The sequence below is a fragment of the Halorubrum sp. Ea1 genome (assembly GCF_002252965.1).
Taxonomy (GTDB): domain Archaea; phylum Halobacteriota; class Halobacteria; order Halobacteriales; family Haloferacaceae; genus Halorubrum.
Genome location: NZ_NHPG01000067.1, coordinates 18848 through 44757, shown reverse-complemented (window position 1 = coordinate 44757; position 25910 = coordinate 18848). Strand labels below are relative to the sequence as shown.

Genomic DNA, 25910 nt, shown 5'->3' with positions numbered 1-25910 from the left:
GAGAGAGCCGAGAGACGAGAGAGTCAGTCCGCCTCCGCGTTCGACCAGTCGCTCGGCACGTACTGGTCGAACCGCGGCTCCCGCGACCGGGCGAGCGGTCTGAACGCCCGCTCGCCGCCCACGCGGAATTCGTCTATCCGGGTCTGCCCGGGCCCGGTGACGTAGCCGAGGAAGGCCATCGCCAGCGGATACGCCGCGTCGTGCCGGGCCGGATTGACCGGGATGGCGGCGTACTCGTTCCGGAGCAGCGGCGGCGGGTCCTCGACGCCGCGCGCGACGTGAGCCGCCAGCCCGCCCGCGTCGACGTTGAGGAACGTCCCGCGGTCCGTGAGGGTGTACGAGCCGGACTGCGCGGCCATCACCAGCGTGTTCCCCATCCCCTGGCCGGACTCGCGGTACCAGGAGCCGGCGGGGTCGATCCCCGCCTCCCGCCACAGGCGGCGCTCTCGGAGGTGCGTCCCCGAGCGGTCGCCCCGCGACAGGAACGACGCCTCGCTCCCGGCGATCGCCGCGACAGCTTCGGCCGGGCCGGCGCCGGCGACGCCGGCGGGGTCGTCCGGGGGACCGACCAGCAGGAAGTCGTTCACCATGACCGCGCGCCGGTTGATCCCGTGTCCCGCGCGGACGAACTCGTCCTCCAGCGGCCGAGCGTGGACGAGAACCACGTCGCAGTCGCCGTTGCGGGCGGTCCGGAGCGCCCCGCCGGTGCCGCGGGCGATCGCGTCCACCGTCACGCCGAACGACTCCTCGAACCCGGGGACCAGTTCCGTGAGGAGCCCGCTGTCCCGGGTCGTCGTCGCCGTCGCGACCGTCAGCGTCTCCCCGTTCGTTCCGCAATCGGCCGTTTCGGAGGCCGACGCCGGCGTCCCGCCGAGACAACCCGAGAGCGAGAGGGCGCCGCCGACACCGACCAGTTCCACGTAGCGCCGCCGGTCCATTGTCGGAGTAAACGTCACCGGCCACAAAACTGTTTTTAGACACCGGTAGCGGTTACGTTACGACCGCGGAGCGGAGCGCGGTCGGCGACGGTGCGAGCGTCGATATCAACGTCCTGCGCGTCTGCGTCGCCGGTTCGACCGCCTCGCGGCGAGGCGCGCGTGAGCGCGGCCCGAACGAGACCGCGGTCGCTCGAAGCGACGCGCTCGATCGGAAACGCCGTGTTGGAGGTTCTCGGCGCGTCTCTCGTGGGGAGTAACGGCTGGCAGTTTCGCAGAACCGAGGAACGGCGGTTCCACTCCACGCTGTACGGGCACAGTGGGACTCCCGCGAGCGATCGACGGGAGCGAGGGGGCACAGTGGGATTCGAACCAGAATCAGACGTGCTCGCTCGCTGCTCGCGGCTCCGCCGCTCGCTTACCGAGGTGCTCACTCCGTTCGCACCTCGCATCGCTCGCTGCGCGCGACTCCCAGGGTTCGAATCCCCTGCGTGCCGGTTCGCTCGTCGCTTCGCTCCTCGCTGTACGGGCACAGTGGGATTCGAACCCACGACCGTCGGATTAGAAGTCCGACGCTCTATCCGAGCTGAGCTATGTGCCCTCACATCTTCCTCTACCGCCCGATATAAAAAACGCCGACGGTTCGCGCCGGCGGGCGGCGCCAACAGCAGACCTAAGTCCGGCACGAGACTACTCCGCGTCAATGAACGTTATCGGAACCGTCGGGCTCCCCGGGAGCGGGAAGGGGGAGGCGGCGAACGTGGCCGAGGCGGCCGGGATCCCGGTCGTCGTCATGGGCGACGTGATCCGGGCGGAGTGCCGCCGCCGCGGGCTTGACCCCGCCGAGCACCACGGCCGGATCGCGCGGGCGCTCCGCGAGGAGGAGGGCGACGACGCCATCGCCGCCCGCACGCTCCCGCTGATCCGCGAGGCCGCCGCCGAGAGCGACCGCGACGCCGTCCTCGTCGACGGGCTGCGCTCCACCGTCGAGCTGGAGCGCTTCCGCGAGGCGTTCGGCGACGACTTCACGCTCGTGGCGGTCCGGGCCCCCTTCGAGGTGCGCGCCGAGCGCCTCGACGACCGGGGACGAGACGACTCCGACTCCGACCTCGAGGCCCTCCGCGAGCGCGACGCGCGAGAGATCGAACTCGGCCTCGGCGAGACGCTCGACCGCGCCGACGTCGAGATCGACAACACGGGGACGCTCGACGAGTTCCGGAGTCGCGTCCGCGAGGCGCTCGGCGTCGCCGGCGAGTCGGGCGAGGAAGCGGGCGCGGAGTCGACGGCGACCGCGAACGCCGGAGGTGACGGCGCGTGATCTACAGCGTCGACGTGCGGATCGAGGTCCCGGTCCGCGACACGGAGGTGACCGACCGGGTCTTCGACGCGGTCCGGAACGTGTTCCCGGACGCGGAGCCGGTCCACGAGGACGGCAGTCTCGTCGCCGAGGCGCACACCCTCGACGCCTTCTCCGACGTGCTCCACGAGCAGGAGATCCTCGACACGGCCCGCCGGGTGTTCCTGCGCAACAGCACCGACGAGGGGTTCGCCTTCTCGCTGAAGAAGCAGGCCGCGTTCGAGGGGGTCGTCAACTTCGCAGTCGGCGAGCCGGACGAGCTCGGCGAGATCGACGTCGACGTCCGCGTCCGCGAGCCCGACGTCGAGTCGTTCATCGACTACGTCGCGCCGGAGACCGACGAGGGCCGGCCGGTCGATCCCGTCCGGGAGTACGGCGACCGCGTCGAGCCCGACGAGGGCGACTACTGAACTCCGAGAAGACGACCGACCGCTCTTTCGACTCTCTCAGTCGCTCAGCAGCGTCGCGCCCGCGCCGCCGATCGCGCCGAACGCCGCCGGGTACACCGCGCCCGCGAGCAGCACGGCCGTGAGGAGGTCGGGGGCGATCGTCGCCTCTCGGACCGCGTGCCGGAAGATGAACGCGCCGATCACGGCCAGCGGGAGGTACCCGACGAGGACGGACGCGCCGGCCTGCGCGCCGTCGACCGGCGCCGTCGCCCCAGCGATCCGGCTCGCGACGAGTCCGGCGACGACCAGCAGGACGGGCGGAACGACGAACAGCAGCGTCAGCGAGCCGCCGTCGGCCTGCGAGATGATGTTCGTCATCTGCGAGCCGCCGACCAGCGACGGTACTCGGGTGTCGGCGAAGTGGCCGTTGTAGAACACCCACCCGACCGCCTTCCACGTCGGAATGGGATCGCCGCCGAACAGGTCGGCGAAGACGTTGAACCCCGCCAGCTGGTCCTCTATCGCGCTCCCCTGCGTGACGTACGCGAACAGGTAGCCGAGGACGTAGGCGGCGGCGCCCGCGGCCGCCCCGCCGACGATTCCGCTCGTCCCGCTCGTTCGGTCGGTGACTGACATGCACCCGCAGTCGTTTCGGCCGTGGTAAGTGTTTGTTGGCTCGCGATGAGCAAGTAAAAAACTCGTTTCAGGCGCCGAAACACCCGATGCGCGTCAGCTCGTCGCCTCGCGCCACTCCGCCTGTGAGATCGTGTAACGGACTTCGTCGTGGACGCTCCCGTCGAGGAAGGTGAGGGTGTTCCGCAGGCGGCCCTCGCGGCGGCCGCCGAGGCGCTCGATGTACTTCTCGATCGCCCGCCGCGAGTTGTCGTTGTCGGGGTGGTGGCCCACGGCGACGACCTCCAGGTCGAGGTCGTCGAAGGCGACCTCGACGAGCGCCGCGGCGCGCTCGCCCGAGTAGCCGCGCCCCCAGAACCGCTTGCGGAGCCACGTCCCGAGCTCGGCGGTTCGCCGCTCCCAGTCGACGGAGAAGCCGCCGAAGCCGGCGATATCGCCGGCGCCCTCCTCGCCCTCGCGGGGGCGGATGACGTAGCTCGCGGCCTCGTGGTCTTCCCAGCGCTCGCGGCCGCGTTCGAGGAACTCGCGGGTCTCCTTCTTCGTCTCGTGGGGGTCCCACGTGACGTGTTCGGTCACCTCGTCGATCGCGGGGTCAGACGAGCAGATCCGGTAACAGGCGTCGAGGTCGACGTTCTCGGGCCGTCGGGGCTCCAGTCGCAACCGGTCCGTTTCGATCGTCTCGGGGAACATGGCGGCCCGTCTCGTGGGAACGCCTAAAAGGATCGCCGAGTGTGAGGGCTGTTCGCATCCCCCGGCGGCGGGCGGGAGAGCGGCCGGGAGCGCGACCTCACGCGGCGATCCCGTACTCGCGGAGCGCCGACCGCAGCGCCGCCCGCTTCACGAGGGCGAACCCGACGCAGATGATCAGGAAGCCGGCGACCGTGTTGACCGTGATCCCCTCGCTCAGGAACACCCACCCGGCGAGCGCGGCGAAGATCGGGGCGACGTAGGAGACGAGGTTGATCTCGATCGGTCCGAGTCGGTCGAGCAGGTCGAAGTAGATGAGGAAGCCGAGCCCGCTGGCGGCGATCGACAGGTACGCCAGCGCCAGTACGCCCTCCCTCGTCCACGCGACGTCGGCGACCGACTCGCCGAGCCCGACCGACAGCAGGTGCATCAACAGCGCGCCCGCGAGCATCGACCACGCCTCCATCGTCTCGATCGGGAGGTCGGCGTCCGACGCCCGGGTGAGCACCGATCCGAGTGCGAACGAGGCCGCCGCGAGCAACACGAGGAACTTCGCGACCGTGCCGCCGCCGGTCAGGTTCGCGGGGTCGGGCGCGGCTAGCACGACCGCGCCGACGAGGCCGACGAGGAGGCCGATCACCCCGACGACGGTCAGCCGCTCGGACGGGAGGAAGGCGCGGGCGAAGACGGTCGTCAGCACGGGCGAGAGGCTGACGATCACGGCCGCGACGGCGCTCGTCACGGCGGGGTCGCTCTCGCCGACGAAGAGGAACGCGTGGTAGCCGGCGATGATCAGCGTCGCGCCGACAGCGACGACGGCCCACTCGTCTCGCCCGCGAGGGACCGGGTCGTCGACGGCGTACGCGGCGTACGCGAGCATGACGACGCCGGCGATGTCGTACCTGAGCGCGGCGAACAGCACCGGCGGGAAGTACGCCAATCCGGCCTTGATCGCCATGAACGCGGACCCCCAGACGGCGGCGAGGACGAGGAACAGCGCGAGGTCCCGTGCTCGGCTCACAAGCCCCCTCCTCCGGGCGCGGTTCAAAAGGTTCCGGAAGCGGCCGGACGTGCAGGGAGAGCCCGAAACGCCGACCGGCTACCGGACCCGGTACCGGTCGTCGTCGCCGGCGGCCTCGCGGGCGAGGACCCCGACGTCGGCGAGGCGCCCGAGCGCGTCGTCGACGGTCTCCTCGCGGGCGCCGACCTCCTCGGCCACGGCCGCGGGCGTGCCGTCCGTCTCGATCACCGCGGCGAGGATCGCGGCGTAGAACCGGCTGTCGGCCTCGGTTCCGAGCCGCTCGTCGATCTTCGCGAGCGTGTCCTCGACCCGCCCCTGCACCCACCGCTGGGCCAGCGAGAGCTCGCGGTCGAGGTCCTGAAGGCGGGCGTACTCCCCCGCGAGGTCGCCGATGTCGTTCGACGCGCCAGACCCGTCGGGCGCCTCGATGGTGAGGTGGGGACACCGGCCGGACATGTCGAGGCTGTTCTTGGCGGGGTACGCGCTCTTCGCGCCGAACCCGTACGGGGAGACGCTCACCTCCAGTCTGAGGCTGCGGGTGATCCGGAAGTACTTCCGGCGTTGGTCGTCCGTCGTCGACTCGATCAGGCCCGCCTCCTCCAGCTTCCGCAGGTGGTCGATGACGGCCTTCGGGCTCACGTCGAGGTACTCCGAGATCTCCGTGACGTAGCAGGGCTTGGTCGCGAGCAGCCGGAGGATGCGCCGCCGGTTCTCGTTCCCGAGGAGATCGAGCAGTACCGCGGAGTCCATTAACGTATAGTTAGCGTCGAGAGCGTAAAAGGCTGACTTACGGAGGGCGACCCGACCGGGTCGCCTCCCGGGGGTCGTTCCCCGCGGCCACGTTGTCGCCGACGGGCGATCGCCACGGAACAGTCGCCGCCGAACCGTCGCCGCCGGCCGGTCGTCGCCGGGAGTTCGCCCGGAGCGAAGGGTAGTTACCCCGCGGAGCGGAACGGGGGGTATGGAGACGGCACTCATCGTCCTCGACGGCTGGGGACTCGGGAGCGGCGCGGGAGGCGGCGACGGCGAGGACGGCGAGACGGTCGATCCCTCGGGGCGACCGGCCGGCCGAGACGCGGTCGCGGCCGCCGACACCCCGGCGTTCGACGACGCGAGCGAGCGGGGCGCGGACGGGCGACTCGTCGTCCACGGGCGGCGCGTGGGGCTCCCCGAGGGGCAGATGGGGAACTCGGAGGTCGGCCACTTGAACATCGGCGCGGGGCGGGTCGTCAAGCAGGCGTACACCCGGATCACGGACGCGCTCGCCGAGGGGTCGCTCTCGGACAACGACGCCGTCGCGGGGGCGCTGGACCACGCGAAGTCGACCGGCGGGCGGGTGCATCTCATGGGCCTCGTCTCCGACGGCGGCGTCCACTCGGACGTCGAGCACCTGCTCGCGCTGATCGACGCGGCGGCCGACGCGGGAGTGCCGGCGACGACCCACGCGTTCACCGACGGCCGCGACACGGCCCCGGAGATCGCCGACCGCTTCCTCGCCGAGGTGGAGGCGAAGGCCGAGGAGCGGGGAACCGGCCGCGTCGCGACCGTCACGGGCCGGTACCACGCGATGGACCGCGACGAGAACTGGGAGCGGACGAAGAAGGCGTACGACGCGATCGTCGAGCGCGAGGCGCCCCACCGGGCCGAGACGGCGGTCGAGGCCGCGACCGAGGCGCACGCGCGCGGCGAGACCGACGAGTTCATCGAGCCGACGCTCGTCGACGAGGAGCCCGCGCTCGCCGACGGCGACGCCGTGATCTTCTTCAACTTCCGGGCGGACCGCGCCCGCCAGCTCGTCCGGCTGCTCACGGACACCCGGCCCGAGTGGGGGTTCGAGGTCGACCAGCCCGACGTCCGGATGACGACGGCGACCGAGTACGACGAGACGTTCGAGTTCCCGGTCGCGTTCCCGCCGGAGATCCCCGAGAACACGATCGGCGAGGTCGTCGCCGACGCGGGGCGCACGCAGCTCCGGATCGCCGAGTCGGAGAAGTACCCGCACGTCACCTACTTCCTCAACGGCGGACGCGAGGTGGCGTTCGAGGGCGAACTCCGAGAGATCGTCGAGAGCCCGGACGTTCCAACGTACGACCTGCAGCCGGAGATGTCGGCGCCGGAGCTCACCGACGAGGCGATCGCGATCATCGACGAGGATGACCCCGACCTGATGGTCCTCAACTACGCGAACCCGGACATGGTGGGCCACACCGGCGACTTCGACGCCGCCGTCGAGGCGGTCGAGGCGGTCGACGCGGGGCTCGACCGGCTCCTCGACGCGGTCGCCGACGCGGGCGGGCACGCAGTCGTGACGGCCGACCACGGCAACGCCGACGACATGGGGACGCCCGAAGACCCCCACACCGCCCACACGTTCAACCCGGTCCCGTTCGTCTACCTGACTCCCGACGGCGACGACGGCGGGCGCGCGGTCCGCGAGGGCGGGTCGCTGTGCGACATCGCCCCGACGCTCGTGGACCTGATCGGGCTCGACCGCCCCGCGGAGATGACCGGCGAGCCGCTCCTCTCGGAGTAACTCGGGGCCGCTGAACGCGGCTCAGTCGTCGTCGGCAGCCTCCGCGCCCGAGGAGTCGCCGGCGGAGCCGTCGCTCGGATCGAACGTCGGTCGCTCGACGCCGAGCAGTTCGTACGGATCCGCGTCGTCCGGCATCGGCGACTCGTACTCGTCGGCGCCGCCCTGCCGCTCGAACTCGTCGACGACGTCGGCGAGGAGCTCGGGGTCCGTGAGCAGTCGGCCCAGCGTTCCGCCGATCGACTTCGCGGCGTAGAGCATGCCGTCCACGCCGGTCGAGCCGCTGGCGGCGACCGCCTGCCACGAGTGCGCCGGCGTGCCGACCGGCCACGTCGCGGTGCGCATCCGACCGAGCGGCACGACTTGGCTCACGTCGCCGGAGTCCGTCGAGTAGGCCCCGACCTCCCCGGCGTCGGGCGCCTCGATCGGCTCGGTGAAGTACGACCGGTCCGCCGCGCGGTCCCGGACCTCCGGCGGGAGCTCCTCGAGCGCGTCGGAGACGTCCCCGAGCGAGTCGCGCAGGTCCGACGCGAGCGCCTCGTCCGAGACCGAGAAGGAGCCGATGTCGGCCATCGTCTCGTAGATGGCGTCGCCGAGCGTCTCGTTCGCTCGCACGCCGTACACCCCGCTCGTCTTCGTTATCTCGACGTCGACGTCGGCCATCAGGGCGGCGCCCTCGGCGGCGCGGCGGAACCGCTCGGTCACCGACTCGACGAGGTCGCGGCTCGGCGCGCGGACGAGGTACTCCGCGGTCGCGTCCGGCGGAACGACGTTGGGGGCGTCGCCGCCGTTGGTGATCACGTAGTGGAGCCGGACGGGGTCGGGGACGTGTTCGCGCATGTACTCGACGCCGGTGTTGAGCAGTTGGATCCCGTCGAGCGCGCTTCGCCCGGCCTCTGGCGCGGCGGCGGCGTGCGAGGAGGTCCCCTCCATGGTCACCTCGAAGGCGTCGACCGCGAGACACGACGCCTTCGTGGGCGCGTTGAACCACCCCGGGTGCCACGAGACGACCGCGTCGACGTCGTCGAACGCGCCCGCGCGGGTCAGGTACGTCTTTCCGGCGCCGGCCTCCTCCGCGGGGGTTCCGACGTACACCACGGTTCCGTCGACCCCCTCGTCGATCAGGTCGGCGACCCCGACGGCGGCCCCGAGCGATCCGACGCCGAAGAGGTTGTGTCCGCAGCCGTGGCCGTTCCCGCCCCGTTCGACCGGCTCGCGGGTCGCGCTCACGCGCTGGGAGAGCCCCGGGAGCGCGTCGTACTCGCCCATCGTTCCGACGACCGGGTCGCCGTCGCCGTACCGGGCGACGAAGGCGGTCTCGATGCCGCCGACGCCGACGTCGACGTCGAACCCTCGCTCTTCCAGCGCTTCGACGAGTCGACCGGCGGCGTACGTCTCCTCGAAGGCGGTTTGCGGGTGATCCCAGATGTCCAGCGCGAGGTCGGTGAGCCGGTCCCGGCGGCTTTCGACCGACTCGACGATCGCGTCAGTTACCATGGTAACTACTTGCGAACGTAAGTAAAAAAGGCTCTGTCGAGTTCGGTCGGCGGCGTTCGGTTATCGGTCGTGCTGAATGTGTTAAAATATCAACAGATGCGATAAACCGTAAACTTCGGGTATATTTCCGCCGGTTCCATGACCATTTAAGAGCGTTACCGGTCTGTGATCGTTCATGACAGATGAGACCACGCCGGTGATCGCCGCCGCATATCGGACGCCGCAGGGGAGAGACGGAGGCGTCTACGAAGACGTCCGGAGCGAGGACCTCTCGACGACGCTCATCGACCACACGCTCGACGAGACGGGGTTAACGAGCGACCACGTCGACGACCTGATGTGGGGCGTCGCCCAGCAGCGCACCGAGCAGGACAACAACGTCGCCCGCGTCATCGCGCTCCTCTCGGAGCTCGGCGAGTCGGTGCCCGCCACCTCGATCAACCGCTGGTGCGCCTCCTCGATGCAGGCGATCATCTCGGCGTCGGACGCGATCGCCGCCGGGAATCGCGACTGCGTCGTCGCCGGCGGCGTCGAGAACATGAGCCGCGTCCCGATGGACGGCGACTCCTACCAGCACCTGCACCCCGAGCTGTCGGAGCAGTACAACGTCTTTCAGCTCCAGATGGGGATGACCGCCGAGAAGGTGGCCGAGGAGTACGGTGTGAGCCGCGAGGCGCAAGACGAGTACGCCGCCCGGAGCCACCAGCGGGCCGCCGAGGCGACCGACTCGGGCCGGTTCGACGACGAGATCGTTCCGGTCGAGACGGACGACGGACTCGTCGAGGCGGACGAGGGGATCCGCCCGGACACGACGGCCGAGAAGCTCGCCGACCTCTCGCCCGCGTTCACCGGCGACGGGACGGTGACCGCGGGGAACTCCTCGCAGATCTCCGACGGCGCGTCGCTGACGCTGGTGACGAGCAAGGCGTTCGCCGAGGACCACGGGCTCGACGTGCTCGCGGAGGTCGGCACGAACAACGTCGCCGGCGTCGACCCGACCGTGATGGGGATCGGTCCGGTGCCCGCGACGCGGGGCCTGCTCGACCGCGCCGGGACGACCATCAACGACTACGACCTAGTCGAGCTCAACGAGGCGTTCGCCTCGCAGTGCGAGTACTCCCGGCGCGAGCTCGGCGTCGACGAGGAGCGGTACAACGTCAACGGCGGCGCCATCGCCATCGGGCACCCGCTCGGCGCCTCCGGCGCACGGCTCCCCGTCACGCTGCTCCACGAGATGGAGAAGCGCGACGCCGACCGCGGACTCGCGACCCTCTGCGTCGGCTTCGGGCAGGGCGCCGCGATCGAGTTCTCGCGATAGCCCGACGCGGCAGCGGTTTTTTCACCGTTCGGCGCCGTAAAACGTGTATGAGCGATCCCGACGCCGACGCGCCCGACGCGGCGGACGCCGACGACGGTCCCGCCGCCGTCCTGCTGGACGTGTTGCCGAACGGGCGGCCGGACGACGACCGGCCCCCGTCGCGGAAGTCCCCTATCGCGTACGGCCTCGGGACCGACTCGTTCCGCCTGTACGAGCTCTCGGTCGACGACGACACCGACGTCTCCGTGAGCGACCGGGTCGCGCTCGACGGCCCGGCAGTCGGCCGGTACCGCGAGGTGTCGTACGACGACCTCACCAGGAACGCGGCCGCGGAGGTGGAGTACGCCGTCGAGGCGATCGTCGAGTCCGACGAGGAGCGCTTCGTCGACTTCTACAACGAGGCCGGACCGATCACGCTCCGGCTCCACCAGCTCAACCTCCTTCCGGGGGTGGGCAAGCAGCTCCGGAACAACGTCCTCGACGAGCGCAAGCGCGGTCCCTTCGAGAGCTTCGACGAGGTGTCCGAGCGCGTCTCGGGGCTCCACCGCCCGCGGGAGGTGATCGTCGAACGCGTCGTCGAGGAGGTCCGCGAGGACGACCTGAAGTACCGGACGTTCGCCGGCCGCGAGGAGTGAGCCTCGAAACGGGACTTTTACCCGGAGCGCCGGCCTATCGCGGCCATGACCGACCTATCGACGGGTGAGGGCGCGGCGTACGGGGACCGCGACCCCGACGCCCTCGCGCGGCGCGCCGGGGAGCGCGCGAACCCCGACCGCGACCAGCATTTCCTCGTCGACGACCGCGTCCTCGACCGGATCCCGGGGTACCTTCCGGACGACGCGGACGCGAGCCACCTGCTGGAGATCGGCGGAGGCGCCGGCGCGCTCACCGACCGACTGCTGGCGGCGGCGGTCGCGGCTGACGGTGACCGTGTCGGCGACGGCGACCGCGCCGACCGCGACGGCAACGCTCCCGGCCGCCTCTCCGTCGTCGAGCGCGACGGGACCTTCGCCGACTTCCTCCGCGAGGAGTTCGCGACCGCGGTCGACGACGGTCGCCTCGACGTGATCGAGGGCGACGCGCTCGACGTGGAGCTCCCGCCGTTCACCGCCTGCGTCGCCAACCTCCCGTACGGCGTCTCCTCCGAGATCGCCTTCCGACTGCTCCCCGAGGGGAAGCCGCTCGTGTTGATGTTCCAGGCCGAGTTCGCCGATCGGATGGTGGCGTCCGCGGGGGAGTCCGAGTACGGCCGGCTCTCCGTCTCGGCGCAGCACTACGCCGCCGTCGAGATCGTCGAGCGCGTCCCCAAAGAGGCGTTCGACCCGCAGCCCGCGGTCGAGAGCGCCGTGGTCCGGTGTACGCCCCGAGACCCCGACTACGCGGTCGGCGACGAGGCGTTCTTCCTCCGGTTCGTGAAGGCGCTGTTCACCCAGCGGCGCAAGACAGTGCGGAACGCGATCCGGAACACCGGCCACATCTCCGGGCTGGACGACCCGGACGCGGTCGTCGAGGCCGCAGACGAGGAGCTGCTCCGCCGGCGCCCCGGGACGCTGGAACCGAGCGCGTTCGCCGCGCTGGCGGAGCTGGCCCGCGAGCACGGCGCGCCGACCGAGGTGTGATCGCGGGGATGGCGCTCGTAGACGCCGTCCTGGCGGTCGGCTCGCTTCCCGTTGACCCGCTCTCCGTCAGCCCGCTCTCCGCCGCGACCCTCCCGGAACTGCTGACCGCCGGCGGCGACGCCGCCGGTCCGGCGGGGGGCGTGTACGACGCCCTGACCGAGAACGTCAAGCGCACTCTCGCCTCCGTCCTCATCATCGCGGCCGTCTTCGGCGTGCGGCTGCTCACCGCGTGGGCGAAGCGGCGCGACGGCGAGCTCACCTCGACCCAGCGCCTGCTGCTCTCGGCGTCGGTCGGCGCCGCCACCGCCGTCGGCGCGATCTCGCTGCTCGCGGTGTGGGACCGCAGCGGCGCGCTCCTCGACGCGTTCGAGGCGGCCGCGATCACGGACCAGCTGTCGAACGTCGTGATCGCGGTGGTGCTGCTGGCGAGCGCCTACGCCGTCACCGACTTCCTCGGCGGCGTCATCCGCGAGATCTCCGCCGACAGCACCGTCCTCACCGACCACCAAGAGGAGGTGGTCCGGCGGCTCACGCAGCTGACGGTGTACACCCTCGCGCTGCTCGTCGTGGTCGGCCTGTTCACGGACAACGTCGGCGGGCTCCTCGTCGGCGCGGGGTTTCTGGGGATCGTGGTCGGGATGGCCGCCCGCCAGACGCTCGGCGCGGTGCTCGCCGGGTTCGTGCTCATGTTCTCCCGCCCCTTCGAGGTCGGCGACTGGGTCGAGGTCGGGGACCACGAGGGGACGGTCACCGAGATCTCGATCATGAGCACGCGCCTCCGGTCCTTCGACGGCGAGATGGTCACGCTGCCGAACGACGACGTGCGGTCGGGCTCGATAATCGACCGGTCGCGCCGGAACCGCCTGCGGATCGAGGTCGAGGTCGGCGTCGACTACGCGACCGACCTCGAGCGCGCGGCGGCGGTGATCGAGGAGGCGATCGCCGGCGTCGACGACATCGCCGCGATGCCCGAGCCGGATGCCGTGACGAAGCGGTTCGACGACTCGGCGGTCGTCTTCGGCGCCCGGTACTGGATCCGGAACCCGAGCATGCGGAAGCGCTGGCGCACCCAGACGGCCGCGATGGGCGCGATCAAGTCCGCGCTGGAGGCCGAGGGGATCGTCATCCCGTTCCCGCAGCAGACGCTCTCCGCCCGGGAAGAGAGCGCGTCCGGCCCGCAGCTCGACGCGTCGGTCGAGGGGCGGGCGGCGACCCGAGGTGGCGGCAACCGAAGCGACGGCAGCGAGCCGGCCGACGGGTCGAGTGACGGAGGCGACGACGCGAGTGCCGGGTCCGGCAACGCCGCCGAGGGGGCAGACGAGTGAGCGACGGGAGCGTGCCGGACGGGGACTCCGATCCCGGGCCCGACCTCGCCGCGCGGCGCGGCGTCGACGACGCCGTCGTCTACCAGCCCGCCGAGGACTCCGGCCTCCTCGCCGAGGCCGCGGTCGAGGCCGCTCGCGGCCGCGTGCTGGAGGTCGGCACCGGCTCCGGCTGGGTCGCGGCGCGGATCGCCGCGGAGCGCGACCTGGACGTGGTCGGCACCGACCTCAACCCGCACGCGGCGCGTGAGGCCCGCAAACGCGGCGTCGAGGCCGTCGTCGCCGATCTCTGTGCCCCGTTCCGCGCGGACGGCTTCGACACCGTCTGTTTCAATCCCCCGTACCTCCCGACCGACCCCGACAACGAGTGGGGCGACTGGATGGAGCACGCGCTCTCCGGGGGCGAGTCGGGGCGGGAGCTGATCGAGCCGTTCCTCGACGACGTGGGGCGCGTCCTCGCGCCCGGCGGCGTCGTCCTGCTGCTCGTCTCCTCGCTGACCGGCTACGAGGAGGTGCTCGGGCTGATCGACGACGCCGGCTTCGACCACGAGGTCGCCGTCGAGGAGTCGTTCCCGTTCGAGACGCTCTCCGTGCTGCGGCTCGACCGACGGGAATAAGCCGCGCTAGCCGCTCGTCGAGTTCCCGACGGCACCCGAGCCGACGCGCCGCACCTTCTCGCCGTACTCCCCGAATCGGTCCGGGTGGATCACGGCCGCCAGCGCCTCCAGCGTGTCGACGACGCGGTGGCTGTGGCGGTTCAGGTAGGCGGTGCCGTCCATCGCGTACACCCGCCCGTCGCGCACCGCCGTCACGTCGCCGATCGACTCGCGCTCCAGCAGGTCGGCGGCCGCGCGCTGGGCCTCGCCGACGTCGGCGCTACAGGGACCGATCACGACGACCTCCGGGTCGAAGGCGCGCAGTTCGTCGAGCCCGATCTTCCGCGACCGTTCTCCGGCCGCGACGAGCCCGGCCTCCCCGCCGGCGATCCGTATCAGGTCGGGGACCCAGAGCCCGGCGTGGCGCAGCGGGTCGGTCCAGTCGAGGACGGCGACGCGGGGGCGGGAGGTGGTCGACGGGGTCGTGCTGGCCGAGGCGGTCGCGTCGGCCCGGGGGACCGCGCCGGCGACGGCGTCGATCCGGGCGTCGAGGTCGTCGCGGAGCGCGGCCGCGGCCGCCGGACGGCCGACGGCCTCGCCGACCCGCTCGACGTTCGCGAGGACGTCGGCGAGGTCGTCGGCGTGGACGTCGAGCACCGCCGCGTCGAGGTCGAGCCGCTCCACCGCGCGGCGCGCGAGCCCGGCGTCGAGCGCGCACACCGCGCAGACGCCCTGCGTGAGGACCGCGTCCGGGTCGGCCGCGGCGAGTCGGTCGCCGTCGAGGTAGTAGGTGTCGTCGTGGGCGGCGACTCGGTCGAGGTCGGCGGGGTCGGCGTCGAGGTCGCGGACGAGCCCGGTGAGCGTCGGCCGGTCCTCGACCGCGGGCGGGCGGTCGCACTGATGCGAGACCGCGGCGGGCGTCGCGCCGAGCGCGGCCGCCAGCTCGGTCGCGGAGGGGAACAGGGAGACGACGGTCATGGGTACCGATCCCCGACCGTCGGCTTAACCGTTCGGCCGACCGCCGCTAATAACTATCGGGCATAATACGTATTAGCAAATATTATACGGCGGCATATCGAACCACTGGTGATGACTGAACGTGTCGCGGCCACGCCGGGACTGTACCCGCTCCCGGACTGGGCGAAAGAGACGCTCTCGGACCTCAAGGGTCACCAGAAGGGCGACCTACTGAGCGGCGACGAGAGCGAGGCGATCGTCGAGCAGTACGACGAGGTCCGCGCGGAGTTCGTCGACGACCAGCTGGACGCCGGCCTCGACCGGGTCGGCGAGGGGCAGGGCCGCTGGGACGACATGATCGCGCACCCGCTGACGGTGCACGACGGCGTCGAGACCGGCGGTATCGTGCGGTACTACGACAACAACAACTTCTACCGCGACCCCCGCGTGGTCGCCGACCTCGACTTCTCCGGCGACGTGGCGCGCGAGCTGGAGTCCGCGGCCGACCTGATCGACGGCGAGGCGCCCCTCGCCGCGACGCTGCCGGGTCCGTACTCGCTGGCCGACCTCGCGAGCGACGAGCACTACGGCGACGAGGCGGCGTTCCAGGCCGCGATCGCCGAGTTCCTCGCGGGCGAGGTCGAGGCGTTCCCCGCCCACGAGACGCTGTTCCTCCTCGAACCGTCGCTGGTGACGAACCCGCCCGCCGAGGGAGCGGAGTCGACCGCGACGGACGCCATCGCGACGGTCGCCGACGCGACCGACGCGGACGTCGTGGTACAGACCTCGTACGGCGCGCTCGGCGAGAAGCTGTACGCGCACCTCGTCGACGAGGCCGGCGCCGACGCGCTCGGGCTCGACCTCGTCGCCGGCGACCGCGACGACACGGTGTACAACGTCCAGGAGTTCGGCTCCACCGACTCGCTCGCGCTCGGGCTCGTCGACGGGCAGAACACGCTCGTCGAGGAGCCGGAGACGGTCGCGGAGCGGGTCGAGTGGTTCGAGTCGCAGATCCCCGCCGAGGGGTTCGACCGGACCTACCTCACCCCTAATACGGAGCTGTTCTACCTGCCCGCCAACAAGTACCGCGCGAAGCTGAACGCGCTCGCCGCCGCCGCGGAGGTGCTCGACTAATGGTCCGAAACCCAGACGCCAACCGCGAACAGTTCCGCCCGAACGACCACCCGAACGACGCGTTCCTGCTGACGACCGTCGTCGGCTCGTACCCGAAGCCGAAGTGGCTGAACCGGGCGGACGAGCTCGTCGACGACCCGGACTCGAAGTTCGACGCCGCGGACCTCGAGGAGGCCCACGACGACGCCTGTCGGCTCATCACGCACGAGCACGAGCGCGCCGGGCTCGACACGGTCGTCGACGGCGAGATGCGCCGCAACGAGATGGTGGAGTTCTTCGCCGACCGCATCGACGGCTACGAGTTCAACGGCCCCGTGAAGGTGTGGGGTCACAACTACTTCGACAAGCCGTCGGTCGTCGAGGAGGTCGAGTACGACGAGCCGTGGCTCGTCGACGAGTTCGACTTCACCTCGAACGTCGCCGAGCGCCCCGTCAAGGTCCCCATCACGGGGCCGTACACGCTCGGCTTCTGGGCATTCAACGAGGCGTACCCCTCCACCGAGGAGCTCGTCTACGACCTCGCCGACCTCGTCAACGAAGAGGTCGAGAAGCTGGTCGAGGCGGGCGCGCGCTACATCCAGATCGATGAGCCCGCGCTGGCGACGACGCCGGAGGACCACGCCATCGTCGGCGAGGCCTTAGAGCGGATCGTCTCGGGTATCGACGAGGAGGTCCGCATCGGGCTCCACGTCTGTTACGGCGACTACTCGCGGATCTACCCCGAGATCAACGACTACCCGATCGACGAGTTCGACGTCGAGCTGTGTAACGGCGACTTCGAGCAGATCCCGACGTTCACTGACCCCGAGTTCGAGCCCGACCTCGCGCTCGGCGTCGTCGACGCGCACACGGCCGAGATCGAGTCCGTCGAGGAGATCAAGGAGAACGTCCGGCAGGGGCTCCGCGTCGTCCCGCCGGAGAAGCTCACGATCTCGCCCGACTGCGGCCTGAAGCTCCTGCCCCGGGAGATCGCGTACGGCAAGATGGAGAACATGGTGACCGCGGTTCGCGAGGTCGAGGCCGAGATCGATTCCGGCGAGATCGACGTCGACAACCCGCTCGACGACTGAGGCGAGGATCGATCCGCGACCGCCTCGACGACTGAGGCGGGGATCGATCCGCGACCGCCCCGGCGACACCGCCGGCCGCACCGCCAGCGCCACTACTTATAAATCTCCGCCGCACCCACCGCCGACATGGAGATCGGTCTCACCGTCGGCGACGACCTCGACCGGCTCGCGGCGTCGCCGTCGCGGTTCGACTTCTGCGAGCTCGGGGTCGGCGAGCCGACGCTCGTCCCGGGAGAGATCGACCGGGGGCGGCTGACCGACGCGCTCGCCGGCCGCGACCTGCTCGTTCATCTGCCGTACAGCCAGCGACTGGCCAGCTACGTCCCCGAGGTCAACGACGCCATCGTCGACTACCAGCGGCGCCTCCTGGAGGCGGCCGGCGACCTCAGCGCGGAGAAGGCGGTGCTCCACGCGACGTCGGCCGACCGCGACGACATCGAGTTCCGGCAGACGGCCGCCGACCAGCTCCGACGGGTCGCCGACGCCGGCCGCGAGGCGGGCGTCGAGGTCGTCGTCGAGAACGTCGGCCACCAGCACGCGGGGCTCCAGCTCTCCGTCCTCGGCGACATCGCCCGGGAGACTGACACCCCGATCTGCTTCGACGTGGGACACGCGTACATGGAGGGCGACAACAGGGCGATAACGCGGTTCCTCCGCGCCCACGGCGACCGGGTCTCGCACCTCCACTGTCACGACGTGCGCCGCCGCGGCGACACCCACCTCCCGGTCGGCGCCGGCGAGGTGGACTACGGGGCCGTCGCGGCCGAACTCGACGAGTTCGACGGCACCGTCGCGCTGGAGGTGTTCACCGACGACGACGCCCTGCTCGTCGACTCCGCGGAGCGCGTCGCCGACCGGCTCGGCGTGGACTTTTAAAAACGAACGGCGAGAGCGGCGCGGGAGGCGAGCGGGTCAGTTCGCGTCGCGGCCGTCTCCGTCGCCCTCCTCGGCCGCGTCGTCCCGGTCGTCATCGGTGGAGCCGTCGGCGTCGGTCGGGTCGCCGGCGTCCGAACCGGCACCCGCGTCATCGCTCGCGTCCGCCTCGTCAACGGCGTCGGCGTCGTCCGCCTCGTCGCCGTCGATCTGTCGCTTGATCGACTCAAGCTCGGACTCGACGTCGACCTCGGGCGCCGGGTCGTCCTCCGTCTCCTCGTCGGCCCCGCTCGCTTCGGGCTCCGCGTCGGGGTCGGTCACGTCGATCCGAACGCCGCGGTCCCGGCCGGGGGAGTCGTCGTCGCGGGCGCGGCCCCCGTCTCGGGCGTCGGACTCGGGGCCGCCCGCCCCGCGGTCCTTCCGGCGGTCGTCGTCCCGCCCGGGTCGCCGCGCGGCGTCGGCCTCCCGACGGCCCTCCTCGATCCGCGACTCGATCTCGGCGGTGAGGTCGCGGGCGTCGGTGATGATCGAGCGCGAGGCGGCCTCCTCCGGGAGGTCGGCCTCCGAAAGCGCGGTCCGGAGCTCCGAGAGCGACCGGGCGAGGCCGGCGCTCGCGCCGTCGCGGACGTCGGCGAGGCGGTCGGCAGTCGCGCCGGACTCGTCGGCGAGGCTCCGGCCGGGGTCGGCGAGCCGGAGCGTCCCCCGGAGCAGTTCGAGCGACTTGATCGTCGTCTCCAGGAGCGCGATGACCGTCGGGATCGTGTACTGCTCGGTGAACCGGAGTAGCTCGGAGAGGCGGGGCGGTCGCGGCGGCCCCCGTCGGTCCCGCTCGCTCTCCCCGAGGTCGCGCCGCAGCTCGGTCAGGACATCTTCGAGCTCGTCGAGCCGCTCCTCGAGCTCGTCGTCGCGTCGGTCGTCGCGGGAACTCATACCACCGAGTACGCGGCGCGCGGATAAAAAGCCCGGCCGGCGCTGACGGTCGCGTCCCGGCGCGTGACGTCGCCGACGCGGCGACTCAGAACCCCTCGCGGAGGTGCGTCGTCCGCGGCGGGAACAGGCCGCGGAGCGCGGCGGCGACGCCGTCGTCGAAGTCGGCCCCGTCGCCGGCCGCGAGTCTCCCGGCACGGACCGCCTCGTCGACGGAGCGGTAGCCGACGTACAGCTGCGAGAGGGCGCCGACGTCGACGGTCGCGTCCGGGCTCGCGGGCTCGGCGTCGAACGGCTCGACCGCGACGTCTCCGTCGACGACCGCGACCCGGAACGTCGCGTCGTTCCACGCCGCGAGCGGGTCGACGACCGCGAGCGAGAGCGTCGCCTCGACGGCGGGGTCCGGGTCGAGCGCCTCCACGGCGCCGGCGACATCGACGAGCCGGACCATCGGCCCGGTCCGGACCTCGCAGTCGACGGCGCGGGGGTCTTCGACGAGATCGAGCAGCGGGGCGTCCGGCGGCGCTCGGACCCGGACCTCGGCGACCTGCGAGTCGTGGTTGCGGCAGAACCGCAGCAGCTGGAACCACGCCTCGTCGTCGACGGCGGCGGCGTCGGAGACGCGCATGACGGTCTCCCCGGCGTCGTCGGGGTCGTCGTCGAACTCGTACCGACAGAGCCCGCGGAGGTCCCCGTCGCGCTCCCAGCCGTAGACGAACGGGTCGGTCGTCCAGCCCGAGAGGGTCCGCTCGCGCCACCACTCCTCGGTCCAGTCCATGGTGAGGTCGTAGCGGTCCGCCGTCGCCGCGAGCACCGGCTCGACCGCCGCGAAGTCGCCCTCGTCGAGCGGGCGGAAGGTCCCGGCCGCGTTGCCCGTCGTCGCGACGAGGTCGTCGACGAAGCCGAGCTGTTCGGGGGGCGCGGTGAGATAGCGGTAGCGGCTCGCGGTCGCCCAGCCGTAGTTCGCGTAGAACGCGTACTCGAAGGGCCACAGCACCGAGACGTCGACGCCTCGGTCGCGGTACTCCGCGAGCGACTCGCGGAGCAGCCGGGCGACGTGTCCCCGGCGGCGGTGCTCGGGCGAGGAGGCGACCGCGGAGAGCCCGGCGACCTCGCGGTCGGCGCCGCGGATCCGCAGCGCGAAAAGGTGGTGCGCGCAGACCGCGACGGTGTCGTCGGCCGCGTTAAAGAGACCGCGCCGCTCGGCGATCGTGTCGTGGTCGTCGGCCTCGTCGGGGTCGTAGGGGCCGTCCGCGGGAGCGAAGGCGTACCGCATGAACGCGCCGAACTCGTCGGCGCGCTCCTCGGGAAACGGTCGGTACTCCATACGCGGTCGGCTCGCGGGAGCGGAATAAGTCTTCCCGGAGCGTGAGAGGGGGCCTCAGTCGAATCGGCCGCGACCGATCGCAGTCGACCCGGTCGAACCCGACCTCAGTCGAACCGGCCGCGGCGGTACTGCACCGGCCACTCGACGTCCGCGCCGAGCTCGTGGGCGGCCTCCAGCGGCCAGTACGGGTGCCGGAGCAGCTCGCGGCCGAGCGCGACGAGGTCGGCCCGACCGTTCCGGACGAGGGCGTCGGCGTGGGTCGGGCCCGTGATCCCGCCGACGGCGGCGACGGGCACGTCGGTCCCCTCGCGGATCGCCTCGGCGTACGGCACCTGGTACCCCGGTCCGGTCCCCGGAATCCGCTGGTCGGGGTGGATCCCGCCGCCGGAGACGTCGATCAGGTCGGCGCCGGCCTCGGCGAGCAGCGGCGCCAGCCGCACGGAGTCGTCGACGTCCCACGAGTCGCGGTCGGGGAGCCAGTCCGTCGCGGAGATCCGGACGAAGACGGGCTTCTCCTCGGGCCAGACGTCTCGGACGGTCGCGACGACCTCCCGGAGGAGTCGGGTCCGGTCCTCGAAGCTCCCGCCGTACTCGTCGTCGCGGTCGTTGGTGACCGGCGAGCAGAACTGGTGGAGCAGGTAGCCGTGGGCCGCGTGGACCTCGGCGATCTCGAAGCCGGCGTCGAGCGCGCGCGCCGCGGCGTCGGCGAACGACTCGGTCACGTCGGCGATGTCGTCACCGTCCATCCGGCGGGTCGCCGCGGATTCGCCGGTCTCAGAGCGGTCGCCGTCCGGGTACGGCTCGTCGGTCGCGGATATCGTCTCCCAGCCCGCGGGGTCGTCCGCGGGGATCGGATCGCCGCCCTCGGCCGGCGGGCGGTGGGAGGCCTTGCGGCCGGCGTGGGCCAGCTGGATACCGGGCGTCGCGCCCTGCGACCGGACGAAGTCGACGATCGGCTCGATCGCGTCGGCGTGTTCGTCGGACCAGATCCCGAGACAGCCCGGGGTGATCCGACCGCGCTCCTCGACCGCGGTCGCCTCGGTCATCACGGCGCCGGCGCCGCCGACCGCGCGGGAGCCGAGGTGGATCCGATGCCAGTCGTTCGCGAACCCGTCGTCCGCGGAGTACTGGCACATCGGCGACAGCATGACGCGGTTCCGGAGCTCGGTGTCGCGTAGCGTGAGCGGCGCGAAGAGCGAATCCGTCATCGAGACACCGGAGTGCCGCCGGCTGGTAATGCGCTCCGATTCCCCGCGCGGATCGCCGCGATCGCACCGGTGCGGGGATCGCCCCGATCGCGGCGAGGGTTTAGGCCGACCGAAACCTATAACCACCCGTGCCTCTGACAGACTGGTAATGAGCACTGGGGACCGAATCGGGCGCAGCGCCGAGGACCGGATCGAAGACGGCACAGAGGAGTCGACGGACGCACGGCCGATCGTCGCGGCGAGCCGCTGCTCGCCCGATCGAACCGTCTTCACGGAGCAGGGGAACACGGACGCGTGGATCGCGACCGACCTGACGGTCGAGTTAGAGCGGTAGCGCGGCGCGAACGACCCTCTCTCGTCTTCTCTACTCCGCATCGAGCGTCGAGTCTCCCCTTCGAAAGCGGTCGGCTCCGAGCGCGGTTCCAGCGCACCGAACGCCGCGCGGCGACGTGCGGTGGGCCGCGTCGCCGCCGACGGCGACGCGGCGGTGACGAGCCCCCGACTACTCGATATCCGGTGCGCGCTCCCCGGCCGGGACGACGATCTCCAGCCAGTTCTCCTCGGGCGGGAGCGGGCAGGCGAACGTCTCGCTGTACGCGCAGAAGGGGTTGTACGCGAGGTTAAAATCGAGGACGACGACGTCGCCGTCGGCGAGCTCTCCCTCCGGTTCGAGCTCCATGTACCTGCCTTGGTAGTACGTCTGCTGGCCGGTCGTCTTGTCGCGGAACGGGACGAATATCTCGCCGTCCTCGCCCTCCTGTCGGTAGCCGGCGAGCGCGTGCTCCTCGCCGTCGACCTCGAACGCGAAGGTGACGACTCTGAGGTATCGGACCGGGTTGCTCGCGGTGGTCTCCATCTCGACGGGCTCGGGGTCGCCGTGGACCGTCACGGTCGCCTCGACGCGGTAGTCCTCGTCCGGCGGGAAGTAGTCGAGCCCGTCGAACCCGTCGCGGTGCTCGGGCGGGATCGGCGACTGCGGGTGCTCGGCGAAGAACTCGTCCTTCTCGCGGCGGTTGGCGCGGAGCCGCTCGGCGTACTCGTCGGTCATACGCGGTCGAAGGAGCGCCGGCGGTTTCAGGCCCGCGGTTCGGGCGGGTCAGGTCCCGAGGCCGGGAGACAGCTCGCCGGGGCGCTCAGAGCGCCTGCAGGTCGGCCAGGCAGTCGTCGAGGTCGCGCGTCGACGTCGCCAGCGAGAAGCGGTCGACGCGGGCGAGGTCGGCCGCGTGCTCCCAGAGGTCCTCGGACTCGATGCCGTGGAGGACGACCGCGTTCGGCGTCGGGCTCACGACCCGGAGGGCGACCAGCGGCGACTCGCCGCGGGTCACGCCCGTGAACACGAGCGCGCGGTTCGTCGACTGACCGTACAGCCGGTAGAACTCCTCGCTGGAGAGCCGCGTGATCGCCTCGATAGAGTTGATGACGGTGTGACCGTTGACGTGGTCCTGGTCGCCGCGAACGACTTCCGTGGCGTCCATCGCCTCGTAGAACTCCTCGACCGGCACCGCGGTCGAGTACTCGCGGAGGGCGTGGACGATGTCGCTCTCGAAGCCCGCCGAGAGCACGCGGGCGTACTGTCGGAGGCGCCCGCCTCCGCGCCGCTCGTCGATATCGAGGAGGCCGTCGACGATCCGGCGGACGATGCCGATCCCCGGGCTCTCCCGACGCCCGCTCTCGTAGTCGGAGATCACCGACGAGGAGACGTCGAGCTGCTCGGCGAGCTCGGTCTGTGAGACGTCGAAGTCGGTCCGCCACTTCCGAAGCGTCGCTCCGGGGTCGTCGCTGAGCGTTATTTCGCCGGCGATCCGGCGAGAGAGCTCCTCGCGTGCGTCGCTCATTAGGCGGTCCGAGGGCGGAGCGCCGCAAAAGGCTACCGAAAGCGGGGTTCGTCGGACGTCGACACTTCTCCCGAGATCGACGTCCATCTGGCTCGACGTCCACCGGCCCCACTTCTCCCGGCTCGACGTCGAATCCGGAGCGGCCCCGCGAGCGGGGTCACTCCACGTACAGCGAGTAGACGATGACGCCGAAGCCGACCGCGGTCAGCAGGCTGTTGATCGCGATCCCCGCCGCCAGAGACGCGCCGATGATCTGGTGAGAGACGCCGCCGATCAGCGCGCCGATCGTCACGATCCCGAAGCCGAGCCCCAGCGCGCGCAGCGAGGGGTCGCCGGTCCGGCCGTACGCGCGGAGCGCGTAGTAGGTGATGCTGCCACCGAGCACGAGGATGGCGGTCTTTGCCACGATGATGGCGAGGTCGATGTGCGTTGTCATGTTTCCTCTCGCAGTTCCGACCACAGGTCGGCCAGCCGTTCGTCCCGCGTGCGCTCCGGACGGGAGAACTCGACGGTGAGATCGCGCGACTCGTCCGCCTCGTCGTCCGCGTGGTCGATCGAGACCGTCACGGAGTCGAACGAGACGGAGTAGCGCGTCGTGTGTTGCCCGTCGCGGCGGATGTCCGTCGACTCCCGGAGCAGGGAGGCGTCGGTGAGCTTCTCCAGCTTCCGATACGTCGTCGACAGGGGGATGTCGCACTCCTCGGAGAGGTCGCTCGCCGTCTTCGGCTCGGTGAGTGCCGTCACGATCCGGCGCGCGGCGTCGTCGGCCAGTGCGTCCAGCACGTCGTCGACCGACGGCGGATCCTCCTCGCGCGACGGGTCCCGCACCATGTTCCCCAGTTGGGCCCCCCCGTGTCTTAAACCATCGAACTTCGGCCCGGCCGCGGTCGCGACCGCAACCGCATCCGTCACGCGGCCGGACGCGGCCCGTTTTTGTGGGTGGGCGGCGTACAACGGACCGATGGACTCGTGGAAGCGCCGCGTCGTCGGGTACTTCGCCTTCGTCCTCTTCGTGCTGATCTTCACCGCGATCGCCTACCGATACGGGATGCGGGTGTACGAGGGCGACCCGCGCACGATGATCGAGGCGCTGCGCTTCTCGATCGAGATGTTCACCACCACCGGATTCGGCGGCGACGCGCCCTGGGAGAGCCAGCAGTTGAACGCGTTCATCGCGGTGATGGACCTCGTCGGGATGGTCCTCCTGATCGGCGCGCTGCCGGTCGTGGTGACGCCGCTGTTGGAAGAGGCGTTCTCGACGAGCGCCCCCACGTCGGTGGACGGAGCGCTGTCGGGTCACGTCGTCGTCTGTTCGGACACCTCCCGGTCGATGGCGCTCATCGAGGAGTTCGACTCCAGGGACATACCGTACGCGATCGTCGAGCCGGACAACGACCGAGCGGTACGGCTCCACGAAGCGGGGCAGACCGCGATCCGTGCCGACCCGGAGTCGACGGACGGGTTGGCGGCCGCGAACCTGCCCGACGCGCGGGCGCTGATAACGGACGTCTCCGACAAGGTCGACGCGAGCATCGTGCTCGCCGCGAAGGAGCTGTCGCCGGAGGTGCGGGTCATCAGCATCGTCGAAGACCCGGAGCGCGAGCGGTACCACCGCCTCGCCGGCGCGGACGAGGTGCTCTCGCCGCGGTCGCTGCTCGGCGAGAGCCTCGCCGCGAAGGTGACGACCGCGCTGCAGACCGATCTCGGCGAGGCGGTCGCCATCGGCGACTCGCTGCAGCTCGCGGAGGTGTCGGTCCCGCACGGGAGTCCGCTGGCCGGGTCGGCCCTCGGCGATAGCGGGATCCGCGAACGCGCCGGCGTCAACGTCATCGGCGTGTGGTTCAACGGCGAGTTCGACGCGGCGCCCCCGCCGGACGCGACGCTGTCGGCCGGGACGGTCCTGCTCGTCTCCGGGCGGCCGGATCAGCTGGAGCGGCTCGTCGAGCTGACGAACTCCGCCACGCGGCGATTCGGCGCGGGCGAGACCGTGGTGATCGGGTACGGGCAGGTCGGCCGGACCGTCGCCGAGACGCTCGAAGACGCCGACCTCCCGGTCACGGTCGTGGACCGGGCGGACGCCGAGGGCGTCGACGTGGTCGGCGACGCGACCGATCCGGAGACGCTGCGGGCCGCGGGCGTCGAGTCGGCGCGGACCGTCGTGCTCGCGCTGCCCGAAGACACCACGACGGAGTTCACGACGCTCGTGATCCGCGATTTAGCGCCGAACACGCAGATCCTCGCACGGGTCGAGGAGGCCGCGAGCGTCCGGAAGATGCACCGCGCGGGCGCCGACTACGTGCTCTCGCTCGCGACCGTCACCGGCCGGATGTCCGCCTCGACCGTCATCGAGGGACGCGACGTGCTCTCCCTGGACCAGCAGGTGGAGGTCGTCAAGAGCCGCGTGCCGCGGCTCGTCGGGCGGACGGTCGGCAGGGCGAACGTGCGCGAGGCGACCGGCTGCACCGTCATCGCGGTCGAGCGCGACGGAGAGACCCTGACCGAGATCGGTCCCGACACGCGGATCGGCGACGGCGACGAGCTCGTCGTCGTCGGCACCGACGAGGGGATCCGGGAGTTCGAGCGCCGGTTCGCGTGACCCCGCTCGCCGGTTCGCGTGACCCCGCTCGCCGGTTCGCGCTGACTCGCGTGCCGGTCCCCGCGGCCGCGTTCGCCGC

The 25910-nt window shown here is 71.3% G+C and carries 27 protein-coding genes and 1 tRNA gene; 13 read left to right on the top strand and 15 right to left on the bottom strand.

Annotated features, from left to right (window positions below; genetic code table 11):
- Window positions 1-23 precede the first annotated feature (23 nt).
- Both DJ73_RS09105 and DJ73_RS09100 read right to left on the bottom strand, forming a co-directional pair.
- Window positions 24-938: a substrate-binding domain-containing protein gene (locus DJ73_RS09105; RefSeq protein ID WP_094557814.1), complete on the bottom strand. Its 915-nt coding sequence runs from the start codon at window positions 936-938 to the stop codon at window positions 24-26.
- Window positions 939-1461: 523 nt separating this feature from the next.
- Window positions 1462-1536 (bottom strand) — tRNA-Arg (locus DJ73_RS09100).
- Between the two features lie 102 nt (window positions 1537-1638).
- Between DJ73_RS09100 and DJ73_RS09095 the strand changes: the two genes are divergently transcribed.
- Entirely contained in the window at window positions 1639-2253 is a 615-nt protein-coding gene (locus DJ73_RS09095; protein WP_094557813.1) for an AAA family ATPase, read from the top strand.
- Window positions 2250-2702: an RNA-binding domain-containing protein gene (locus tag DJ73_RS09090; protein WP_094525736.1), complete on the top strand. Its 453-nt coding sequence runs from the start codon at window positions 2250-2252 to the stop codon at window positions 2700-2702. The genes DJ73_RS09095 and DJ73_RS09090 overlap by 4 nt, the downstream gene beginning before the upstream one ends.
- 36 nt (window positions 2703-2738) lie before the next feature.
- On the opposite strand, the gene DJ73_RS09085 is transcribed toward DJ73_RS09090, so the two are convergent.
- From DJ73_RS09085 to DJ73_RS09070, 4 genes are all read right to left on the bottom strand, one after another.
- Complete coding sequence (locus DJ73_RS09085; protein ID WP_094557812.1) at window positions 2739-3317, bottom strand: transporter; 579 nt, start codon at window positions 3315-3317, stop codon at window positions 2739-2741.
- Window positions 3318-3410: 93 nt separating this feature from the next.
- The gene (locus DJ73_RS09080) at window positions 3411-4004 is read right to left on the bottom strand and encodes a GNAT family N-acetyltransferase (protein WP_094525734.1); all 594 of its coding nucleotides are present in this window, start codon (window positions 4002-4004) and stop codon (window positions 3411-3413) included.
- A 97-nt stretch (window positions 4005-4101) separates the two neighbouring features.
- Window positions 4102-5022, bottom strand: coding sequence for a DMT family transporter (locus DJ73_RS09075; RefSeq protein ID WP_094525733.1), 921 nt, complete (start codon window positions 5020-5022; stop codon window positions 4102-4104).
- A 78-nt stretch (window positions 5023-5100) separates the two neighbouring features.
- Window positions 5101-5772 (bottom strand): ArsR family transcriptional regulator, encoded by a 672-nt coding sequence (locus DJ73_RS09070; RefSeq protein ID WP_094525732.1) that lies wholly within the window; start codon window positions 5770-5772, stop codon window positions 5101-5103.
- A gap of 211 nt (window positions 5773-5983) precedes the next feature.
- Between DJ73_RS09070 and gpmI the strand changes: the two genes are divergently transcribed.
- The gene (gene gpmI, locus DJ73_RS09065; RefSeq protein WP_094557811.1) at window positions 5984-7555 is read left to right on the top strand and encodes a 2,3-bisphosphoglycerate-independent phosphoglycerate mutase; all 1572 of its coding nucleotides are present in this window, start codon (window positions 5984-5986) and stop codon (window positions 7553-7555) included.
- Window positions 7556-7576: 21 nt separating this feature from the next.
- On the opposite strand, the gene DJ73_RS09060 is transcribed toward gpmI, so the two are convergent.
- Window positions 7577-9049 (bottom strand): amidohydrolase, encoded by a 1473-nt coding sequence (locus tag DJ73_RS09060; RefSeq protein WP_094527368.1) that lies wholly within the window; start codon window positions 9047-9049, stop codon window positions 7577-7579.
- A gap of 175 nt (window positions 9050-9224) precedes the next feature.
- On the opposite strand from DJ73_RS09060, the gene DJ73_RS09055 reads away from it, so the two are divergent.
- From DJ73_RS09055 to DJ73_RS09035, 5 genes are read left to right on the top strand one after another with little or no spacing between them, the layout of a single operon-like run.
- Entirely contained in the window at window positions 9225-10367 is a 1143-nt protein-coding gene (locus DJ73_RS09055; RefSeq protein ID WP_094557810.1) for a thiolase family protein, read from the top strand.
- 47 nt (window positions 10368-10414) lie between these two features.
- Entirely contained in the window at window positions 10415-11002 is a 588-nt protein-coding gene (locus DJ73_RS09050) for a DUF655 domain-containing protein (RefSeq protein WP_094525728.1), read from the top strand.
- A 45-nt stretch (window positions 11003-11047) separates the two neighbouring features.
- The gene (locus DJ73_RS09045; protein ID WP_094557809.1) at window positions 11048-11986 is read left to right on the top strand and encodes a 16S ribosomal RNA methyltransferase A; all 939 of its coding nucleotides are present in this window, start codon (window positions 11048-11050) and stop codon (window positions 11984-11986) included.
- A gap of 8 nt (window positions 11987-11994) precedes the next feature.
- Window positions 11995-13311, top strand: coding sequence for a mechanosensitive ion channel family protein (locus tag DJ73_RS09040; RefSeq protein ID WP_094525726.1), 1317 nt, complete (start codon window positions 11995-11997; stop codon window positions 13309-13311).
- Window positions 13308-13925, top strand: a complete 618-nt coding sequence (locus DJ73_RS09035; RefSeq protein WP_094525725.1) for a HemK2/MTQ2 family protein methyltransferase — start codon at window positions 13308-13310, stop codon at window positions 13923-13925. The genes DJ73_RS09040 and DJ73_RS09035 overlap by 4 nt, the downstream gene beginning before the upstream one ends.
- 6 nt (window positions 13926-13931) lie before the next feature.
- Here DJ73_RS09035 and DJ73_RS09030 read toward each other — a convergent pair whose 3' ends face one another.
- Window positions 13932-14882 (bottom strand): ABC transporter substrate-binding protein, encoded by a 951-nt coding sequence (locus DJ73_RS09030; protein ID WP_094525724.1) that lies wholly within the window; start codon window positions 14880-14882, stop codon window positions 13932-13934.
- A 111-nt stretch (window positions 14883-14993) separates the two neighbouring features.
- Here DJ73_RS09030 and DJ73_RS09025 point away from each other — a divergent pair, with 111 nt between their 5' ends.
- The 3 genes from DJ73_RS09025 (at window position 14994) to DJ73_RS09015 (ending at window position 17941) form a co-directional block, all read left to right on the top strand.
- Window positions 14994-15995: a 5-methyltetrahydropteroyltriglutamate--homocysteine methyltransferase gene (locus DJ73_RS09025; protein ID WP_094525723.1), complete on the top strand. Its 1002-nt coding sequence runs from the start codon at window positions 14994-14996 to the stop codon at window positions 15993-15995.
- Window positions 15995-17065, top strand: coding sequence for a methionine synthase (locus DJ73_RS09020; RefSeq protein WP_094557808.1), 1071 nt, complete (start codon window positions 15995-15997; stop codon window positions 17063-17065). Before DJ73_RS09025 ends, DJ73_RS09020 begins: the two co-directional genes overlap by 1 nt.
- 126 nt (window positions 17066-17191) lie before the next feature.
- Window positions 17192-17941 carry a sugar phosphate isomerase/epimerase gene (locus tag DJ73_RS09015; RefSeq protein ID WP_094557807.1) on the top strand — a complete coding sequence of 250 codons (750 nt, stop codon included), beginning with the start codon at window positions 17192-17194 and terminating at the stop codon, window positions 17939-17941.
- A gap of 36 nt (window positions 17942-17977) precedes the next feature.
- On the opposite strand, the gene DJ73_RS09010 is transcribed toward DJ73_RS09015, so the two are convergent.
- The 3 genes from DJ73_RS09010 to DJ73_RS09000 form a co-directional block, all read right to left on the bottom strand.
- Window positions 17978-18868 carry a hypothetical protein gene (locus DJ73_RS09010; RefSeq protein WP_094525719.1) on the bottom strand — a complete coding sequence of 297 codons (891 nt, stop codon included), beginning with the start codon at window positions 18866-18868 and terminating at the stop codon, window positions 17978-17980.
- Between the two features lie 85 nt (window positions 18869-18953).
- Window positions 18954-20192, bottom strand: a complete 1239-nt coding sequence (eis, locus tag DJ73_RS09005) for an enhanced intracellular survival protein Eis (RefSeq protein WP_094557806.1) — start codon at window positions 20190-20192, stop codon at window positions 18954-18956.
- 104 nt (window positions 20193-20296) lie between these two features.
- Window positions 20297-21400: an NADH:flavin oxidoreductase/NADH oxidase gene (locus DJ73_RS09000; RefSeq protein WP_094525715.1), complete on the bottom strand. Its 1104-nt coding sequence runs from the start codon at window positions 21398-21400 to the stop codon at window positions 20297-20299.
- A gap of 148 nt (window positions 21401-21548) precedes the next feature.
- Here DJ73_RS09000 and DJ73_RS08995 point away from each other — a divergent pair, with 148 nt between their 5' ends.
- The gene (locus DJ73_RS08995; protein WP_094525714.1) at window positions 21549-21734 is read left to right on the top strand and encodes a hypothetical protein; all 186 of its coding nucleotides are present in this window, start codon (window positions 21549-21551) and stop codon (window positions 21732-21734) included.
- Window positions 21735-21902: 168 nt separating this feature from the next.
- Here DJ73_RS08995 and DJ73_RS08990 read toward each other — a convergent pair whose 3' ends face one another.
- The 4 genes from DJ73_RS08990 to DJ73_RS08975 form a co-directional block, all read right to left on the bottom strand.
- Complete coding sequence (locus DJ73_RS08990) at window positions 21903-22448, bottom strand: DUF1684 domain-containing protein (protein ID WP_094525712.1); 546 nt, start codon at window positions 22446-22448, stop codon at window positions 21903-21905.
- Window positions 22449-22533: 85 nt separating this feature from the next.
- Window positions 22534-23235, bottom strand: coding sequence for a helix-turn-helix domain-containing protein (locus tag DJ73_RS08985; protein ID WP_094525710.1), 702 nt, complete (start codon window positions 23233-23235; stop codon window positions 22534-22536).
- 157 nt (window positions 23236-23392) lie between these two features.
- On the bottom strand, window positions 23393-23671 hold the full coding sequence (locus DJ73_RS08980) for a hypothetical protein (RefSeq protein ID WP_094525708.1): 279 nt from the start codon (window positions 23669-23671) through the stop codon (window positions 23393-23395).
- On the bottom strand, window positions 23668-24066 hold the full coding sequence (locus DJ73_RS08975) for a helix-turn-helix domain-containing protein (RefSeq protein ID WP_094525706.1): 399 nt from the start codon (window positions 24064-24066) through the stop codon (window positions 23668-23670). The genes DJ73_RS08980 and DJ73_RS08975 overlap by 4 nt, the downstream gene beginning before the upstream one ends.
- A gap of 130 nt (window positions 24067-24196) precedes the next feature.
- Between DJ73_RS08975 and DJ73_RS08970 the strand changes: the two genes are divergently transcribed.
- Window positions 24197-25831 carry a TrkA family potassium uptake protein gene (locus tag DJ73_RS08970; RefSeq protein ID WP_094525704.1) on the top strand — a complete coding sequence of 545 codons (1635 nt, stop codon included), beginning with the start codon at window positions 24197-24199 and terminating at the stop codon, window positions 25829-25831.
- Window positions 25832-25910: the final 79 nt, after the last annotated feature.

Bases quoted from the DNA above. Each gene is read 5' to 3' on its own strand.
- DJ73_RS09060 (WP_094527368.1), bottom strand. From the start codon at position 9,049: ATGGTAACTGACGCGATCGTCGAGTCGGTCGAAAGCCGCCGGGACCGG.
- DJ73_RS08995 (WP_094525714.1), top strand. From the start codon at position 21,549: ATGAGCACTGGGGACCGAATCGGGCGCAGCGCCGAGGACCGGATCGAA.
- DJ73_RS09105 (WP_094557814.1), bottom strand. From the start codon at position 938: ATGGACCGGCGGCGCTACGTGGAACTGGTCGGTGTCGGCGGCGCCCTC.
- DJ73_RS09030 (WP_094525724.1), bottom strand. From the start codon at position 14,882: ATGACCGTCGTCTCCCTGTTCCCCTCCGCGACCGAGCTGGCGGCCGCG.
- eis (WP_094557806.1), bottom strand. From the start codon at position 20,192: ATGGAGTACCGACCGTTTCCCGAGGAGCGCGCCGACGAGTTCGGCGCG.
- DJ73_RS09070 (WP_094525732.1), bottom strand. From the start codon at position 5,772: ATGGACTCCGCGGTACTGCTCGATCTCCTCGGGAACGAGAACCGGCGG.
- DJ73_RS09095 (WP_094557813.1), top strand. From the start codon at position 1,639: ATGAACGTTATCGGAACCGTCGGGCTCCCCGGGAGCGGGAAGGGGGAG.
- DJ73_RS09040 (WP_094525726.1), top strand. From the start codon at position 11,995: ATGGCGCTCGTAGACGCCGTCCTGGCGGTCGGCTCGCTTCCCGTTGAC.
- DJ73_RS09010 (WP_094525719.1), bottom strand. From the start codon at position 18,868: ATGAGTTCCCGCGACGACCGACGCGACGACGAGCTCGAGGAGCGGCTC.
- DJ73_RS09045 (WP_094557809.1), top strand. From the start codon at position 11,048: ATGACCGACCTATCGACGGGTGAGGGCGCGGCGTACGGGGACCGCGAC.
- DJ73_RS08970 (WP_094525704.1), top strand. From the start codon at position 24,197: ATGGACTCGTGGAAGCGCCGCGTCGTCGGGTACTTCGCCTTCGTCCTC.
- DJ73_RS09080 (WP_094525734.1), bottom strand. From the start codon at position 4,004: ATGTTCCCCGAGACGATCGAAACGGACCGGTTGCGACTGGAGCCCCGA.
- DJ73_RS08975 (WP_094525706.1), bottom strand. From the start codon at position 24,066: ATGGTGCGGGACCCGTCGCGCGAGGAGGATCCGCCGTCGGTCGACGAC.
- DJ73_RS08985 (WP_094525710.1), bottom strand. From the start codon at position 23,235: ATGAGCGACGCACGCGAGGAGCTCTCTCGCCGGATCGCCGGCGAAATA.
- DJ73_RS09015 (WP_094557807.1), top strand. From the start codon at position 17,192: ATGGAGATCGGTCTCACCGTCGGCGACGACCTCGACCGGCTCGCGGCG.
- DJ73_RS09025 (WP_094525723.1), top strand. From the start codon at position 14,994: ATGACTGAACGTGTCGCGGCCACGCCGGGACTGTACCCGCTCCCGGAC.
- DJ73_RS09055 (WP_094557810.1), top strand. From the start codon at position 9,225: ATGACAGATGAGACCACGCCGGTGATCGCCGCCGCATATCGGACGCCG.
- DJ73_RS09085 (WP_094557812.1), bottom strand. From the start codon at position 3,317: ATGTCAGTCACCGACCGAACGAGCGGGACGAGCGGAATCGTCGGCGGG.
- gpmI (WP_094557811.1), top strand. From the start codon at position 5,984: ATGGAGACGGCACTCATCGTCCTCGACGGCTGGGGACTCGGGAGCGGC.
- DJ73_RS09020 (WP_094557808.1), top strand. From the start codon at position 15,995: ATGGTCCGAAACCCAGACGCCAACCGCGAACAGTTCCGCCCGAACGAC.
- DJ73_RS09000 (WP_094525715.1), bottom strand. From the start codon at position 21,400: ATGACGGATTCGCTCTTCGCGCCGCTCACGCTACGCGACACCGAGCTC.
- DJ73_RS08980 (WP_094525708.1), bottom strand. From the start codon at position 23,671: ATGACAACGCACATCGACCTCGCCATCATCGTGGCAAAGACCGCCATC.
- DJ73_RS08990 (WP_094525712.1), bottom strand. From the start codon at position 22,448: ATGACCGACGAGTACGCCGAGCGGCTCCGCGCCAACCGCCGCGAGAAG.
- DJ73_RS09050 (WP_094525728.1), top strand. From the start codon at position 10,415: ATGAGCGATCCCGACGCCGACGCGCCCGACGCGGCGGACGCCGACGAC.